15 protein-coding genes are annotated in these 15,189 nt (G+C 72.4%); 10 read left to right on the top strand and 5 right to left on the bottom strand.

The genetic code is table 11. The annotated features are described in order from the left end of the window. Nucleotides 1-33 precede the first annotated feature (33 nt). Entirely contained in the window at nt 34-1,113 is a 1,080-nt protein-coding gene (locus tag ACFWRO_RS18530; RefSeq protein ID WP_384511407.1) for a hypothetical protein, read from the top strand. Next, on the top strand, nt 1,110-2,216 hold the full coding sequence (locus ACFWRO_RS18525) for a hypothetical protein (protein ID WP_384511405.1): 1,107 nt from the start codon (nt 1,110-1,112) through the stop codon (nt 2,214-2,216). Before ACFWRO_RS18530 ends, ACFWRO_RS18525 begins: the two co-directional genes overlap by 4 nt. Here ACFWRO_RS18525 and sigJ read toward each other — a convergent pair. Next, the gene (sigJ, locus tag ACFWRO_RS18520; RefSeq protein WP_384511402.1) at nt 2,213-3,148 is read right to left on the bottom strand and encodes an RNA polymerase sigma factor SigJ; all 936 of its coding nucleotides are present in this window, start codon (nt 3,146-3,148) and stop codon (nt 2,213-2,215) included. The genes ACFWRO_RS18525 and sigJ overlap by 4 nt on opposite strands. A gap of 158 nt (nt 3,149-3,306) precedes the next feature. On the opposite strand from sigJ, the gene ACFWRO_RS18515 reads away from it, so the two are divergent. The 5 genes from ACFWRO_RS18515 (at nt 3,307) to ACFWRO_RS18495 (ending at nt 8,157) form a co-directional block, all read left to right on the top strand. Continuing rightward, nucleotides 3,307-3,720: a hypothetical protein gene (locus ACFWRO_RS18515; RefSeq protein WP_384511400.1), complete on the top strand. Its 414-nt coding sequence runs from the start codon at nt 3,307-3,309 to the stop codon at nt 3,718-3,720. An 85-nt stretch (nt 3,721-3,805) separates the two neighbouring features. After that, complete coding sequence (locus tag ACFWRO_RS18510) at nt 3,806-4,291, top strand: hypothetical protein (protein ID WP_384511397.1); 486 nt, start codon at nt 3,806-3,808, stop codon at nt 4,289-4,291. Between the two features lie 75 nt (nt 4,292-4,366). Beyond that, nucleotides 4,367-5,053 (top strand): GntR family transcriptional regulator, encoded by a 687-nt coding sequence (locus ACFWRO_RS18505; RefSeq protein ID WP_384511394.1) that lies wholly within the window; start codon nt 4,367-4,369, stop codon nt 5,051-5,053. A gap of 137 nt (nt 5,054-5,190) precedes the next feature. Beyond that, nucleotides 5,191-6,480, top strand: coding sequence for an amidohydrolase family protein (locus tag ACFWRO_RS18500; protein WP_384511392.1), 1,290 nt, complete (start codon nt 5,191-5,193; stop codon nt 6,478-6,480). A gap of 339 nt (nt 6,481-6,819) precedes the next feature. Further along, nucleotides 6,820-8,157, top strand: a complete 1,338-nt coding sequence (locus ACFWRO_RS18495; RefSeq protein WP_384511389.1) for an amidohydrolase family protein — start codon at nt 6,820-6,822, stop codon at nt 8,155-8,157. Here ACFWRO_RS18495 and ACFWRO_RS18490 read toward each other — a convergent pair. Then, nucleotides 8,154-8,705: a DoxX family membrane protein gene (locus tag ACFWRO_RS18490; RefSeq protein ID WP_384511387.1), complete on the bottom strand. Its 552-nt coding sequence runs from the start codon at nt 8,703-8,705 to the stop codon at nt 8,154-8,156. The two genes, ACFWRO_RS18495 and ACFWRO_RS18490, sit on opposite strands and share 4 nt — an antisense overlap. Before the next feature lie 270 nt (nt 8,706-8,975). On the opposite strand from ACFWRO_RS18490, the gene ACFWRO_RS18485 reads away from it, so the two are divergent. Further along, nucleotides 8,976-9,626, top strand: coding sequence for an HdeD family acid-resistance protein (locus ACFWRO_RS18485; protein WP_384511384.1), 651 nt, complete (start codon nt 8,976-8,978; stop codon nt 9,624-9,626). A 153-nt stretch (nt 9,627-9,779) separates the two neighbouring features. After that, nucleotides 9,780-10,202 (top strand): DUF350 domain-containing protein, encoded by a 423-nt coding sequence (locus tag ACFWRO_RS18480; protein ID WP_384511382.1) that lies wholly within the window; start codon nt 9,780-9,782, stop codon nt 10,200-10,202. A 30-nt stretch (nt 10,203-10,232) separates the two neighbouring features. On the opposite strand, the gene ACFWRO_RS18475 is transcribed toward ACFWRO_RS18480, so the two are convergent. From ACFWRO_RS18475 to ACFWRO_RS18465, 3 genes are all read right to left on the bottom strand, one after another. Next, nucleotides 10,233-10,682, bottom strand: a complete 450-nt coding sequence (locus ACFWRO_RS18475; RefSeq protein ID WP_384511380.1) for a hypothetical protein — start codon at nt 10,680-10,682, stop codon at nt 10,233-10,235. Between the two features lie 34 nt (nt 10,683-10,716). Then, nucleotides 10,717-12,243, bottom strand: a complete 1,527-nt coding sequence (locus tag ACFWRO_RS18470; RefSeq protein WP_384511377.1) for a glycoside hydrolase family 71 protein — start codon at nt 12,241-12,243, stop codon at nt 10,717-10,719. A 137-nt stretch (nt 12,244-12,380) separates the two neighbouring features. Further along, complete coding sequence (locus ACFWRO_RS18465; protein WP_384511375.1) at nt 12,381-13,337, bottom strand: LCP family protein; 957 nt, start codon at nt 13,335-13,337, stop codon at nt 12,381-12,383. A 357-nt stretch (nt 13,338-13,694) separates the two neighbouring features. Here ACFWRO_RS18465 and ACFWRO_RS18460 point away from each other — a divergent pair, with 357 nt between their 5' ends. Continuing rightward, nucleotides 13,695-15,170, top strand: a complete 1,476-nt coding sequence (locus tag ACFWRO_RS18460; protein ID WP_384511372.1) for a sugar transferase — start codon at nt 13,695-13,697, stop codon at nt 15,168-15,170. Nucleotides 15,171-15,189 lie beyond the last annotated feature (19 nt).

The following is a 15,189-nucleotide window of genomic DNA, read 5'->3' as shown; positions in this document are numbered from 1 at the left end:
TCGGTGTGGGCGCGGTTTCGGCGGCATCGGTGGTTGCCGCAGGCCTCGGTGACCCTGCTGCTCGCGGTACTGGTCGGCGGCTTCGTCCTTGTACGGGGTGAGCAGCGCGACCGGGACAACCAGGACGTGCTGGCCCGGGCGTGCGGTGGGGCGTTGCCGCGAGCGGACGCCGCCGGGTTGTTGGCCGACGACTCGTCGTGGACGCTGCGGACCGGTCCGGGGCCAAGGGGACTGGTGTCGTGCACTGTCGGAGGGTCCGGCGAGGACGAACCGGAGTTCACCGTGACGGCGGAGCCGATCCTGGACCCGCCGCTGAAGAGCGTCCGGGTGGGGCACTTGTTGTACCCGTCGCCGTACGAGGAGGCGCCGGACTGGGCCGAAGACCACAAGCGGGCGGACCAGCTCGTCACGGTCCCCTGCCCCAACGGCCTGCCCGGGTACCCCAGGCCCGTCACGTCCTTCCGGGTGTACGCCTCGGCGTACGACCGGGCGGACCACGTGGCGGACGACGCGGTGCCGGAGCGGCTCGGCGCGCTCGTCGCCGCCCTCGCCGAGGACGTGCGTGCGACTCGTCGCTGCGGCGGGGCTCCGGTCCGCGAGACCGACGTACGGCCCGTGTCCCCGTCCCCGCGGGAGGAGGACGCGGACGCGTCTCCGGCCGAGTGCGCCTGGTTCCGCCCCGCACTGCTCGGCCCGGCGTCGAAGGGCGCCGAGCAGTCCGCCGACGGTGCCACCCACTCGTGGGCCCGGGCCTGTTCCGTCAGCTTCCAGAAGCCCGGGAGCGTGGTGACGGTGAGCTCCGCGAGCTGGTGGGGCGAGGTGCTGCCGGAGGTCCGTACCGAGTACGGAAGCGAGCTCGCCCTAGCCCAGGCCGGGCGCGGCTCCGCGCCCGGGGCTCAGCCCGACGCGCGGCCCGACACCCGGCGGAAGGTCCATTCGCTCGTCGTCTGGGCCGAGTCCCGGTGCGCCGGCGGCCGGACCCTGCACCGGGTGGATCTGACGGGGGCGGACCGCGCACTGCTCCTCGCTCGCACCGACTCGCTCCTCACCCACTACCTCGACGCGTCCGGCGACTGCGACGACACGAAGGTCCTTGGAAAGGTGTGGCGATGAGCGACGAGACCCGGTGGTCGACGTTCGACCGGCTCCGCCGCCACCGGCGGGCCCGGCTCGCGGCGGGTCTGACGGCCGGCGCGGTACTGGTGGCAGGCGGCCTGTTCTGGCTGTCGGGCGGCTGGGACGCCTGGCAGCACGACCGGGCTCTGGACTCGGCGTGCGGGGGCACGCTCGCCGCCGATCCGGTCCGGGAGCTGGTCGCCGGGGCTGAGGTCGAGGCGGAGATCAGGACGAGCCGCGACTGGTGGCAGTGCCGGGTGAGCGAGGTCGACGACGAGGAACACGGCCAGATCGACGTACGCGTGACGGTGAACGAACAGCGGAGCCCCACCGCTCTCTCGGACGCGGAATGGAAGGACGCGCCCCTGGGCCACGGGTGGACCGGCGGCTTCTCGTTCGACCCCGACGCCGATGATCGAGGCCGGGCATACGCCTCGGTACGACTCGAATGCGCCGATCGGACGTCGGGGCAGCCTGGCGCCCCGGTCTTCGCCACGGTGCGCGCCAGGATCGACCGCGCCGACTTCGGCCGCCCCGAAGTCCGGTCGGCACTCACCGCCGTGCTGACCGGCACGACAACGGCCTACGCACGGCAGTACGCCTGCCGGGTCACCGAGGGCGAGCCGGTGCGCGAGGTCGGCGTCTCCGTGAACGCCTGGGACTACAAGCCCTTCGCGTCCGTGTCGGGCAGCTGCGCCGGAATCGTGGACGAACGGACCGCCGCGCGCTGGGGCGTCCTTACGGCCGTCGAGACCGCGCCGGGGCCGAAGACGGTCGAGGGCTGCACGCTGGGTGGTATGCGGGGCGCGCCGCTGTACACGTTCAGCGCGTCGTACGGCGAAGCCCTGGAGTGGCTCGAACGCGAACGCCTGGAGGACCTGGCCCAGGAGCCACCGCGCGATGCCCCGGACGGCCACTACGTCCTGTGGGCCGACTGCCCCAGCAGGGAGAACCGGGCCGCCTACTCCGTCGCCCCGGACGGAACCCGCCAGTCGGAAGCCTCCGACCTGTTCCTCGACCACCCCGGCCTCCGGGCCGCCCTGCGGTCCTTCGCCGAACGCTCGGCGAAGGCACACGGTTGCCATCTCAAGGCCGGCTAACCCTCGTTGAGTTCGCCGCCGGGCGCGTTCCACGAGCGGAGCTTCTCCGGGTTGCGGACTGCCCAGATGCGGGTGATGCGGGTGTCGGTGACGTCGAAGGCCGCCACGGTGACGGTGACGTCGGTGTGTTGGGCGACGAGGCCGGGGCGGCCGTTGACCGTGCGTTCCAGGAGGGTGAGGCCGGGGGCGAGGGCGGCGATCTCGATCAGGTACTGGGCGATGCGCTGGGCGCCCTCGACCGGGCGCAGGACCGTGCCGACCTTGCCGCCGCCGTCGGCGATCATCGCGGCGTCGGGGTCGAGGAGGCCGACGAGGGCCTTGATGTCCCGGGCCTCCCACGCCTGCTTGAAGTGCCGTACGAGACCGGCCTGTCCGGCCACCGGAGGAGACGGGTCCTTCGCGGCGCGCATGCGCCGGCGGGCCGAGGACGCCAGCTGCCTGCAGGCCGCGGGCGTCCGGCCGACGATCTCGGCGATGTCGGCGAAGGGGTACTGGAAGACGTCGTGCAGCACGAACGCCACGCGTTCGGCGGGCGTCATCGACTCCAGTACGACGAGGAAGGCCATGCTGACCGACTCGTCCAGCGTGATCCGGTCGGCGGGGTCGGCCCCGCTGTCCGAGGCGCGTCCGCCGCTCCACTCCGTACGGTCGGGCAGCGGCTCGGGTATCCACGCGCCGACGTAGCGCTCGCGCCGCGCCCGCGCCGAACCGAGCACGTCCAGGCAGACACGGCCGGCCACCGTCGTCAGCCACGCGCCCGGTGACTCGATGGCCTCGCGCTTCTGCGGCGACATCGCGTACCACCGGGTGTACGTCTCCTGCACGGCGTCCTCGGCCTCGGCGAGGGAACCGAGCAGCCGGTAGGCGAGGTTCGTCAACTGCCGCCGCTCCGCGACGATCGCGCCCAGGCCCGGCTCGGTCAGATTGTCCATGGTCGTTGCCGCTCCACTCCCCGTAGTACGTCTCGTACGTCTCGCACGACTCGTACGTCTCATCCGCTCGTCCGCCTCCGCTGCCCCCGCCTCACATTTCGCGGGCCTGCGTCGTCGGACTTCCGAGACAGTACCGACAGAGAGAAATGGACCACGCCATGGCCGCACAGACGACGGAAGTACGGGACACCACAACGTTCTTGCGGGTCTCGATCTTCCTGCAGACCGCCGCCCTCTTCTTTCAGGCGGTCACCGCCGGAATGTTGCTGTCCTCGTCGCTCGGCGCGCTGCTGCACGATGTCGGATCACGGGTGATGTACGGAGCGTCGATGCTGTACGTCCTCGCCGCGATCCTCGCGTGGCGGCCGGGCGGCGGTTCGCCCCGCCCCATCCTGTACGCGACCGGCTTCCTCGTTCTCGCCTCGGTGCAGGTGATCCTGGGCATCACGCACGTGCCTTCGCTGCATGTTCCCCTGGGGATACTGATGTTCGGGCTGAGCTTGGTGGCGCTCGGCCAGGTGTTGACGCGTCGGTCCGGTCGGTCGTGGCTGCGCGTGGGCACCGGGGCGTAGGGGCGGAGGATTCGCGTTCACTCGTCATGGTGGCCGGGGGCCGTGCGCACGGCTCCGGCGGCGGGGTTCGGGCAACGTGAGCCGCATGGACCGCCGAACGACTCTCGTCCTGCTCACCGCGCTGCTCACGAGCGGCTGCGTCGCCGTCCCTCACCCCTCCGCCCCGGGTCCGTCGGCCCGGGGCGGTGAGGTCTCGCCCGCCGCCGTACGGCCTCCCTCGCCGCTGCCCGAGTGGCCCGCGCCGCGGGAGGCCGAGCCCCGGGAGACGCTCGCCGCCACGGGGCCGGAGGCCGAGGCTGAGCCCGAACGGACTCGGGCGAAGGCGAAGGTGAAGGCCGACGGGAGGGCGTCGGCGCCCGTCTCGTCCTCCCGACCCAAGGCCGCCGCCCAGCAACCACCTCCTCGCCGACAGCCGAAGAAGCCCGCGAAGCCCGGGAGAGCCACAAAGCCCGGGAAGCCCGCGCGCACCGAGTCGCCGACCGGGTTGCGTGCCCTGTGCCGGCAGGCCGAGGGGTCCGGCGCCGTCCCTTCCGGCGTCGTCGAGCTCTGCCGGAAGACGTACGGCCGCTGACATCCAGGAGCGACGTATTCTCGCCGCAGACGCGGGCACGGGTGCCCGTGGCGAAGGACGGAAGAAGGCGGCGAAGTGGCAGAGCGCGGCAGCAGTGGCTCGGCGGCGGGCGGATCGACCTCGCTCAGCGCGCGGGCGCGGGACGCCGTCCTGCAGCGCATCGTGGACCGTCGGTACGCGCAGGGCGCCCGGCTCGTCGAGCGCGAGGTCGCCGAGGAGCTCAGCATGTCGCGCGTACCTGTACGAGAGGCGCTGCGCGCGCTGGTCGCCGAGGGCCTGCTCGAACTACTGCCGAACAGCGGTGTCCGCGTACGGCGCCTCGAACGGGTCGACGTGGAGCACCTGTACGAGGTGTGGGAACCGCTCGCCGTCCAGGCGTCGCGGCTCGCCGCCCGGACCGTGGCGGCGGGCGACGACAAGGAGCCGCCCGGTCTGGCCACCCTGGAAGCGACACTGCGCCAGGCCGAGTCGGCGGCCGCCGCGGACGAGGGGACGCGGGAGGTGGCCGCGCACACGGCGTTCCACGAGGGCGTCGTGGAACTGGCGGGCAACCCGCTGCTCGCTCGGACCATGGAGCAGCTGAGCTGGCAGCTGCGGCTGGTCTTCGGCCTGCGCGAGGAACCCGCGCACATGCGGGCCCAACACGCCGAGATGTACCGGCACATCGCCGCCGGTGACGCGGAGGCCGCGGCGGCGAGCACGCTGCTGCACGTGCGGGACAGCAGGGCGGTCGCCCTTCGCTCGCTCTTCGGCCCCGAGTGAGGTCTTTGTATACCAGGTGAGCGGTGGGGTCCGCCTCCGCCCTGGAATTCGCTGCTCTTTCCCCGCCACCCTTGCTGGCGCTTCCCGGCTTGGTATACAAAGCGGAGTGCCACTGTCCCCTTTTCCAGGGAGCCCCCATGTGCGTCGAAGCCACGCCGCCGCCCTCCAGCAGGCTGACCCGCCGCGGTGTCCTCGCCGGTGCGGCCGCGCTCGCCGGGACCATGGCCGCCGCCACCGCCGCCGGGCCCGCGACCGCCGCCACCTCCTCCTCAGCCTCCACCGTCGACACTCGGCGTTCGGGCGGGAGCCTGCTGATCCGGGGCGGCTCGCTCCTCGACCCGGCCACCGGCGCGGTCGTCGAGGACGCCGTGGTCCTCATCGTGGACGGGACCGTACGCGCCGCAGGCCCCCGAGCCAGCGTCACCGTCCCCCGTGGTGTCGAGGTGCTCGACGCGCACGGCCGCTGGATCCTGCCGGGCCTGATCGACACGCACATCCACCTCAGCACCGCCGCCGAAGCCCGCGACGCCGTCCGCAAGGGCGCGACCAGCGCGCGCAGCGGATCGACCTCGTTCTACCAGGACATCGCCGTCCGCGAACTCGCCCGCCACAGCCCCGCCCTCGCGCCCCGGCTGACGGCCGCCGGCGTCTTCGTCACCCCCGACCTCGGCGACACCGTCCTCGCCGACCCCGACCTCACCCCGCTCGCCCGGCTCAAGGAGGGCGTGCGCTCGGCCGAGGCCCTGCGCCGGGTCGTCGAGGTCAACCTCGCCCGTGGCGCGGACGTCATCAAGACGCGGGTCAACGAGCGCGCCGGCCTCCCGGAGCAGGACCCGCTCGCCCAGGTGTACTCGCACGAGCAGCTCTCGGAGATCGTCGCCGCGGCCCGGCGTCGCGGCAAGGGCGTCCTGTGCCACAGCTACAGCGAGCAGGGCTGCCACGACGCCGTCACCGCCGGCATCCGCTCCCTGGAGCACGGCGCGTTCGTCGGCGAGCGCACGCTGGGCGAGATGCGGCGCAGGGGTACGTTCTTCACCCCCACCCTCACCGCCATCGCCGGCCTGGCCGAGTCCGCCGACCCCGTGCTCGCCGAGCGGGGCCGCACGTACCTCCCCGTCCTGAAGCGCGCGGTCCTCGCGGGGTACGAACTCGGCGTCCCGCTCGCCGCCGGCACCGACTCCTCCGGCGGCACCGTGCGCCCGATCGGCCGCGAGGTCGAGTTGATGCGCGCGGCCGGCCTGCCGCCGCTGGCTGCGATCCGCACCGCCACGACGGGCGCCGCCCGCCTCCTCGGCCTCGAACGCACGGCAGGCCGCCTCGCGCGAGGCTTCACGGGCGACGCGATCCTCGTCGACGGCGACCCACTGACGGACGTCACCGTCCTCAAGCAACCGGTACGAGTGGTACGGGCAGGCATCCCCCTCTGACGCCGCCGCGCGGCCTGCGTACGGGTCCCGTCCTCTGACGCCGCCGCGCGGCCTCAATACGGAGTCGTCGCGTCCGAGTTCACCGCACGGGCCGGCGCACGGGTTGCCCTCTGACCTCGCCGCGCGACCCCAGTACGGGGCGTCCTCTGACCTGGTCGCACGGCCCCAGCACAGGGTCGTCGCGACTGACCCCGCCACGCGGGCCCCCGTGTACGGCCCCGCGGTACAGGCGAGCTTCCCGCAGCCGCACCGCCATCAGCCGAAGTCCTGGCCGGATGTGCCCCGTCCCGTCGCCCCCAACCCTCCCCCACACCCTCTTCCCTCCCCCAAGGAGTCCCCATGCAGCCCTCCTCCCCCTCCCCCAGCGCGCTCTCCCGCCGCACCATGCTGGCCGGCGCCGCCGCCCTCGCCGGTGCGACGGCCACGGCGGGCGCCGTGGCTTCACCCGCCGCCGCAGCCGCACCAGCAGCAACCCACGGCCGCGCCGACCGGCGGAGCAAGGCCGTCGTCTTCCGTGACGTGCGGGTGTTCGGCGCCGCCAAGGCGACAGATCTCGTGGTCGTCGACGGGCGGATAGCTAACGGCCCGGCTCCTCGCGGCGCGAAGGTCGTCGACGGGGGTGGGCGGATCGCGTTGCCGTCGCTCGTGGACGCGCACATCCACCCCGACAAGACGACCTGGGGCGGCTCCTGGGTCTCGCGGCGGCCGGCGAGCGCCATCGCCGACTACCTCGCCCAGGACGTGGAGTTGTTCCGCAGTCAGCGCCGGCCCGTCGCGAAGCGGGCGTACGGGCTCATGGCCCATGCCGTCACGCGCGGTACGCGGGCGATGCGCGCCCACGCCGATGTGGCCCCGGCCTACGGGCTCGCGAGTGTCGAGGGCGTCGCGGAGGCGCGTGAGCGGCTGCGTGACGCGCTCGACGTGCAGATCGTGGCGTTCCCGCAGCACGGTGTCGTCCGCACCCCGGGTACGGCGGAGCTGCTGGAGGAGGCGGCGCGTTCGGGGGCCATCGACATGATCGGCGGCATCGACCCGATCGGCTTCGACGACGCCCTCGACGAGCAGCTCGACCTCGTCTTCGGCATCGCGGAGCGGCACGGCGTCGGCGTGGACATCCATCTGCACGACCGCGGTGAGAAGGGCATGAAAGCCATGCGCGGCATCGTCGAGCGGACGCGCGCGCTGTCCCTCGCCGGCAAGGTCACCGTCAGTCACGTGTTCTGTCTTCCGGGCCTGACGGACAAGGAACTCGGCTCCATCGCAGCCGACTTGGGCGAGCAGGACATCGCGCTCACCACCGTGGCGCCGTCCGACTCCCTCGTGCTGCCGATCGCCCGACTGCGCGAGCACGGCGTCCGGGTCGGGCTCGGCTCCGACGGTGTGCGCGACTCCTGGAGCCCGTTCGGCAACGCCGACATGATGCACCGCGCGCATCTGCTCGGGTGGGTGACGGACGTGCGCCTCGACGAGGAGCTGGCGAACTGTTACCGCGTCGCCGCCCACGGTGGCGCGGACGTGATGGGCCTCGCGCACGCCGACCTCGCACCCGGCGCCCCGGCCGACTTCGTGCTCGTCGCGGGCGAGTGCCTGCCCCAGGTCGTGGTGGACATGCCGAGGCGCGACATGGTCGTCCACGGCGGGGTCGTCGTCGCCCGCGACGGGGAGTTCCTCGACTAGGACTCCTCGCCCTCCCCCGCCCCCTCCGCCTCGTGCGCCGCCTCCGCCCTCCCCTGGGCGCGGCGGCCCACGACGGCGGCGGCCGCGAGCGCGCTGCCGAGGAAGGCGGTCGCCACGACCCAGGGGCGGTCCAGGACGTGGCAGGTGGCGTGGTCGAGGGAGTAGCGGCCGGCGCCCGCGATACCGATGGCGGCCGCCGAGAAGCCGAGGAACGCCGGGTACTCGTAGCCGCCGCCCGCGGCGAAGAAGCCCGCCGGCGCGTGGACGGCGACCGCGCCCGCCATCGCCCCGGCCGCGGCGGCGCCGGCCGCCGGGGTGGCCAGGCCCAGGGCCAGCAGCACCCCGCCGCCCGCCTCGCCGAGACCCGCGGCGATCGCGCTCTCGCGGGGCGGATGGAAGCCCATCGCCTCCATGCCCTTAGCCGTGGCATCCAAGCCGCCGCCCCCGAACCAGCCGAAGAGCTTCTGCGTACCGTGCGCGGCGAGAACGGCACCGGTGCCGACCCGGAGGACCAGAAGCCCGAGGTCGCGTCGGTTGAGGGTGGTCATCTGGGGTCTCCCTGGGCAGAGCCGAAGGCGGACGTACGTACGTCTTCCACTGTCGCCGCGACCCGCCCCGAGGCCTCGCTGTTGTTGCTCCACATGGGGATGTTTTGCGGCCTTTGCCCCGTACTGCTTGAGTGAAGGGGCTTATGCCGCTCGGGCCGCCCAGGGTGGAGGAGCCGGGCTGTCTCATCCACGGACCCAACGAGAGCGTGGCGGAGGCGCTCTTCCTCAGTACCTACGCGACACCGCTCTGAGCGGACGGGAGTGTTCCCCATGACGCAGAAGCATCACCAGCCGTCCGACGGTTCCGACCTCTACGGCTCCGACCCCTACGGGAGCGGGCGCCCGGACCGGGACGTGCTGCCCGGGCCGCTCGGCGCGCTGGCCGGTGCCGCCTGGCAGGCGCTGCTCGTCGCCGGTCTCGCCTCGCTGGTCCTCGGGATCCTGGTCCTTGTCTGGCCGGGTGCCTCGCTGTTCGTGGCGGGAATCCTGTTCGGCCTGTATCTGCTGTTCAGCGGTGTGATGCAGCTGGTGGCGGCCTTCGGTACGCACGCCTCGACCGCGCTGCGCGTGATGGCGTTCATCAGCGGCACCCTGTCGATCCTGTTGGGCCTGTTCTGCTTCAAGGGCGCGACGCAGTCGATCCTGCTGCTCGCGATCTGGATCGGCATCGGCTGGCTGTTCCGAGGCATCACGCAGACCGTGGCGGCCGTCTCCGACCCCGCGATGCCGGCCCGCGGCTGGCAGATCTTCCTCGGGGTCGTCAACGCCCTCGCCGGCATCGTCCTGATCGTGTCGCCGCTCGAATCAGCGGCGGTGCTCATGGTCCTGGGCGGTGTGTGGCTGCTCGTCGTGGGCGTCGTCGAGATCGTCACCGCGCTCCGGGTGCGCTCGCGGGCGAAGGACCTGCCGCCGGGCGTCTGAACCGTCCACCCTGGTCCCCCGGACGACGCCCCCGGCCCCCACGGACGACCTGGGCCCCGGCCACCTGGCCGGGGCCCTCGGCGTATGCGCTACATTTTGCCGGTCCTTGACCGCGATCACTCACGATCCCTCATTTCTCGGAGCCGGCAACCCATGAGCGACATCATCAACGGCCTCGGCCGGGCCTCCGCCTACGGCGCCCTCGGCGTGGTGCTGCTGATACTCGGCATCGTCCTGGTGGACGTCCTCACGCCGGGGAAGCTCGGGCGCCAGATATGGGAGGAGCGCAACCGCAACGCCGCGACCCTGCTGAGCTCCGCGCTGCTCGGTATCGGCGGCATCGTCTTCACCTCCATCTGGACGACGTACGACGACTTCGGCAAGGGCCTCGCCTCGACGGCCGCCTTCGGTCTGCTCGGCCTCGTCATGATGGCCGTCGCCTTCCTCGTGGTGGACCTGGTCACGCCCGGCAAGCTGGGCGCCACCCTCGTCGACCCGCAGCCGCACCCGGCGGTCTGGGTGACGGCCTCCTGCAACCTCGCGGTCTCCGCGATCGTCTCCGCCTCCATCGCCTGATCCGAGGCGAGCCGAGCCGTCGCAACTCCCCTACGCGCTCGGCTCCACCTCCAGGAACCGTCTGCGGCGCGGCCCACGGTAGAGCAGCGCCTCCCAGCCGAACCGCTCGATCGCGGGCACGCAGGCGCGCAGGGCGGACTCCTCCTCCTGGGCGGCCCCGCCACCGGGCGGCCCCACCCACTCCACCACCGTGGTGCCGGGCCGCTCCCCGGCCGTGACGCGGTAACCCGTCACCACCCGCGTGCCCGAGGCGTCGACGGCGGAGGGCGTGATCCCCGCCGCTTCCAGAGCGAGCGCCACCGCCCTCACGGGCTGCCTCCGCTCCCACTCGGCGGCACCCCTCCCGCCGGTCAGCCGCCGGATCTGGAGCAACCCTTCGACGGCCGCCCGCACATCGCGCGATCTCTGTTCCGCGTCTCCCTCCGGCAGCGGCGGTTCGTCCCCCGTCGCCGCCTCGAAGACCCCCCGATTCGTCGTCATACACCCACGGTAGGACCCGCCACTGACAGCCGCCTCAGCGCTGGGCGCGGCCGCTCGTCACCGCGTAGTACTGCAGGTCCTGCCTGTCGACCGGGCGGCGGACCGGGTAGCGGCTGGTGACCGCCGTCGTGGTCGTGCCGTCCCGCACGGCGGTCGCGGAGCTGTGTCCGGTACGCAGCGGCAGAAGGCGGGCGTGGACGCCCGACGGTGCGCGGTAGCTGCCGGCGGTGGTGCCCGTCCTGGTGCGAACCTCGGCCGGGGCGGTGAGGAAGGAGAGGACCTCGACGGTGTCGCGGGGTGTGGCGGTGCCTTCGCGGGGCCGTATCACCTGGGGCTGGAGCGTGGCGGGCGGCAGGTCGTCGACGAACTGGACGCGCGCGGTGAGGTAGAGCGTGTCACGCAGGATCTTGGGCCAGGCGCCGGTCTTGAACCGGGTCAGGTAGTAGGAGGAGAGGTCCAGGTAGGCGTGGCCGTTGTGCAGGGAGGGCGCGACCTGGCTGCCCTCGGAGTAGTCGTTCCAGGTGGTGAGCTGGACCCAGTCGGCGCGGGAGTCGATGGCCGCCTGCCAACTCGCGTGCAGCGTCTCGGTGTTGCCCGCCTCGTCGAAGAGGCCTTGGTTGGGGCGGGCGTCCTGGACGGAGACCGGGTGCATCCAGATCTTGCCCAGCCGGTGGGCCCGTTCGGCGTCGGCCACGGCGCCGGCCTGCCGGTCGGGGCTGCGGGCGCCCCATTCGGAGAGGCCGTGGCTGATCGCCGCGTAGCCGTCCCGGTCGGGGGTGAAGTCGAGGAAGAGCGGGACGAGGGCGGTCCTGATGCCATGCCGGGTCTCCAGTTCCCGCATCGTCGCCCGCCACCAGTCGGGGCTCTTCTCCTCGGCTTTGAACGGGGAGACGACGAGCCGGCCGTCGAGCAGCCGGTGCGCCGAGGGGGAGCGGGCCAGTTCCGCGAGGAGGTCGGCGAGGGAGGCGGGGGTGGCGGCGGTGAGGGCCGTCATGTCCGGCATGAGCTGGATCCGGAAGCCGGGGTCCTCCTCCCGCGCGGCCCTGAGGAGCAGTTCGGCGCGGTCCCGGTTGCGTCCGCTCTCGGAGAGCAGGTCGAGGGTGAAGCCGTCGAGTCCGGCGTCGCGGGCGGTGCGGATCTCCTGGCGGAGGTGGGCGAGTTCCCAGTTCCCGGTCTCGGGGGCGGCGGGGAGCGGGCGGTCGCGGAGGAGTCCTCCGTAGGCGCTGTGCTTGCCCTTCTCGCCGTCCGGGGTCAGGTAGTTCCTTGTGTAGTAGTCGCGGTCGGCGGGCTCGTTGTCGAGGGAGAGGGGGTACGGGGTGAAGTAGTGGGCGAAGACCAGCTTTTCCGAGCGGCGCAGTTCGGCCGTCGGCGGCAGGTCGAAGGGGAGGGCGGTGCTGTACGCCTTCGAAGGCGCCGACGCGGCGGGCACGTCGGTGCGGAGGCCGCCCGCTGTGCCGATGCCGGCCCAGGCGCCGAGGAGCAGGACGCCGAGGACGATTCCCAGGAGGATTCTGCGCCGCCCGGGTGACCGATGGGTCCGGTCCGATGACCTGTCAGCCATGGGCGTCCTTAGGGTCGTTCGGAACTGCTCGCCGGTCCCGCGGACGGCTTCAGGTCCGTGCGGGCTGGCTGTAGTACAGCCGATGACCGGCGGTGGAACAACCACCGTCGGGCGTGTGGCGGGCGGGTCCGGGCGGCCTACTGCGTACCGCTTCCGAGGCGGTCGGTGCGGTGAGCGGCGACGTAGGCGGCCATGGTGTCGTTCCGCATCGCGGCCCACAGCGCGCCGGATTCCTTCGTGTCGAGGAGGACGACGGACTGTCCCTTGATCGTGTCGGTGCCGGTGACGGGGGCGTTCATGAAGACCATGTCGCCGGGGCGAACGGACTTGTTGTCCCAGAGGAGTTCGCGCAGATCGCCGTCGCTGAGGCGGTCGTCGACGCTGACGCTCGCGGTGAGGTCGTCGAGCAGTTCCGCCGTCCTGACCGGGTTGGTCAGGTTGCGGGTGGTCATGGCCTTGGTGAGGACGGCGCGCAGGAAGTTCTGCTGGCGCTGGGTGCGGTCGAGGTCGCCGCGCGGCAGGTTCTTGCGCTCGCGTACGTAGACGAGGGCCTGCTCGCCGTTCATGTGGCGGACCGTGCCGTCGACGCGGAGGTCGACCCCTCCGACGGTGTCGGTGAGCTGCTTGAACCCCTCCCAGTCGATGATCGCGAGGTGGTCGACGCGGACGTCGGTGAGGCGTTGGACGGTGTCGATGAGGAGGGGCGGGCCGCCCCAGGAGAAGGCGGCGTTGAGCTTGGACGTGCCGTGTCCGGGGATGGCGACCCAGGAGTCGCGGGGCAGCGAGACCACGTAGGCGCCGGAGTGGTCGGCCGGGAGGTGGACCAGCATCATCGTGTCGCTGCGCTGGGCACCGTACTTCCAGGTCGGGGCCTTGGCGTCGCGTCCGGTGGTGGGCAGGTCGGAGCGGCTGTCGACGCCGACGAGCAGGAAGGTCAACCCGCCCTTGGAGGGGGCGGGTTGCTCGGCGGGCGGGACGTGGGTGGGGAAGGCGCCGGGGATGCGGTCGACTTTGCCGGTGTAGTGCTCGACCGCCCACCAGCCGGCGCCGCCCGCCAGCAGGATGCCGATGCCGAGGAGGGCGAGCGCGCCCAACAGAACGCGTTTCGGGCCCACTCGGCGCTTACGTGGCGTGACAGGGGGTGTGCTTTCCGCCACATCTCTAGCGCTCTCCCCCATGCCGACCTCGTCCCCCTCCACCACATCCCCACCTCTTCTTTTCATGGCCTCACGTGCGTCAACTCCCGTTGGACAGACGTATCATGCGTCCGGCCGTGACCACACCGGCCCCGATGTCACGAGATGAATACGCCATCACCTTCTGAGGTCGTTCGCGTGAACTGCAGCGGACGTGCGTCTGTATGTCGTACTGTTCCGGCGTTGCGACGCTTGTTCGTCGATCAGGGGGTCGACGAACAAGATGGCGAACGTCGACACGTGCCTGGGGGGTACATGTGGCATGCCCGCACCACTGAGACCAACTCCACTGGATCCGCAGCCGGTTCACCGGCCGCCGCGACGCGTTCCCGCACGAAGGCGGGCTGGTATCCGGTCGTCGCGCTGACCGTCGACGCCCTGGGGGTGGGCGTGCCGGTGGCGCTGGTTCTCCGGCTCCAGCATCAGCCGTACGCCTATGCGGGCGCCGTCGTCGCCGCCCTGTCCTGGGTCGCGGTGCGGGCGCTGCGCCGGAGGTACGCGCGGCGGGAACTCGGGGAGTCGCGGGGCAGCCTGCCCGTGCTGCACGACTGGCTGATCCTGCTGGGCGTACTGGCCGTGCTGCGGGCCGCCGCCGATCTGCACCACCCGGCGCTGCTCTGCCTCGCGATCCTGCTGCCCGCGCCCGTACTCACGCTGATCTGCTCGAAGTTGACGTGGCATCACCTGGTGGCCGCGCGCCGGGAGGCGCAGGTGGTCACCCGCGTGCTCGTCCTCGGCGAGCCCGCGGCGGCCGGTGACGTGGCGGAGCATCTCGCGGGGCGGACCGAGCACCCGTACGTGGTGGTCGGCGTGGTCGCGATAGGAGAGGGGCCGGTCCGCACCGGCGCCCCCGTCGCGGTGCGCCTGGGGGCCACGACGCCGGAGGCGGCGGACGGCGACACCTGTCATGTCCTCACCGCAGCGCGCGAGTTGGAGGCGGACATCGTGCTCGTCGCGGCCGGTCCCCGGATGGCGGGCGAGCGGTTGCGTCGGCTGTCCTGGGGGCTGCACGACGCCGGGACCGAACTGGCCCTGGCGCCAGGCCTGGTGGAGTGCGCGGTCAAGCGCCTGGAGACCACATCGGCGGCCGGGCTCGCGCTGCTCCGGGTCGCTCCACCGCTGCGCAGCGGCGTACAGCCGGTCCTCAAGTCGGTGATGGACCGGGCGGGCGCGGCCTTCGGTCTGCTGGTCCTCTCGCCGGTGTTCCTGGCGATCGGCGCGGCCGTGCGGCTCGGCTCGCAGGGTCCGGTGTTCTACCGGCAGGTGCGGGTGGGCCAGGGCCGGGAGCCGTTCGTCATGTGGAAGTTCCGCACGATGTTCCTGGACGCCGACGCCCGCAAGGCGGAGCTGGAGCGCGCCAACGAGCACGACGGTCTGATGTTCAAGATGCGCCGCGACCCGCGCGTGACGCGGGTGGGCCGGCTGCTGCGCCGCACCTCGCTCGACGAGCTGCCCCAGTTGATCAACGTCCTGCTCGGCTCGATGTCGCTGGTCGGGCCGCGTCCGCCACTGCCGGAGGAGGTGGCGCGGTACGGGGACGTGGAGCTGCGGCGCCTCGCCGTGCGGCCGGGGATGACGGGTCTTTGGCAGATCAGCGGCCGTTCGGACCTGTCGTGGGACGAGACGGTCGAGCTCGATCTGCACTACGTGGACAACTGGTCGTTCACCAGTGATGTGGATGTCATGGCCCGTACGTTCCGCGCCGTCGTCGACGGTCGCGGAGCGTACTGACGGGCCGGCCGCCGCATGA

The organism is Streptomyces sp. NPDC058579 (genome assembly GCF_042718575.1).
In the GTDB taxonomy this organism is placed as follows: Bacteria; Actinomycetota; Actinomycetes; order Streptomycetales; family Streptomycetaceae; genus Streptomyces.
Note: the sequence above shows the minus strand (reverse complement) of the source record. Positions and strands in the feature narration are given on the sequence as shown.

What these genes read in the sequence shown, in the direction of transcription:
- ACFWRO_RS18525 (WP_384511405.1), top strand. Translation starts at nt 1,110, where the DNA reads ATGAGCGACGAGACCCGGTGGTCGACGTTCGACCGGCTCCGCCGCCAC.
- ACFWRO_RS18460 (WP_384511372.1), top strand. Translation starts at nt 13,695, where the DNA reads ATGTGGCATGCCCGCACCACTGAGACCAACTCCACTGGATCCGCAGCC.
- ACFWRO_RS18470 (WP_384511377.1), bottom strand. Translation starts at nt 12,243, where the DNA reads ATGGCTGACAGGTCATCGGACCGGACCCATCGGTCACCCGGGCGGCGC.
- ACFWRO_RS18495 (WP_384511389.1), top strand. Translation starts at nt 6,820, where the DNA reads ATGCAGCCCTCCTCCCCCTCCCCCAGCGCGCTCTCCCGCCGCACCATG.
- ACFWRO_RS18500 (WP_384511392.1), top strand. Translation starts at nt 5,191, where the DNA reads ATGTGCGTCGAAGCCACGCCGCCGCCCTCCAGCAGGCTGACCCGCCGC.
- ACFWRO_RS18515 (WP_384511400.1), top strand. Translation starts at nt 3,307, where the DNA reads ATGGCCGCACAGACGACGGAAGTACGGGACACCACAACGTTCTTGCGG.
- sigJ (WP_384511402.1), bottom strand. Translation starts at nt 3,148, where the DNA reads ATGGACAATCTGACCGAGCCGGGCCTGGGCGCGATCGTCGCGGAGCGG.
- ACFWRO_RS18480 (WP_384511382.1), top strand. Translation starts at nt 9,780, where the DNA reads ATGAGCGACATCATCAACGGCCTCGGCCGGGCCTCCGCCTACGGCGCC.
- ACFWRO_RS18490 (WP_384511387.1), bottom strand. Translation starts at nt 8,705, where the DNA reads ATGACCACCCTCAACCGACGCGACCTCGGGCTTCTGGTCCTCCGGGTC.
- ACFWRO_RS18475 (WP_384511380.1), bottom strand. Translation starts at nt 10,682, where the DNA reads ATGACGACGAATCGGGGGGTCTTCGAGGCGGCGACGGGGGACGAACCG.
- ACFWRO_RS18510 (WP_384511397.1), top strand. Translation starts at nt 3,806, where the DNA reads ATGGACCGCCGAACGACTCTCGTCCTGCTCACCGCGCTGCTCACGAGC.
- ACFWRO_RS18485 (WP_384511384.1), top strand. Translation starts at nt 8,976, where the DNA reads ATGACGCAGAAGCATCACCAGCCGTCCGACGGTTCCGACCTCTACGGC.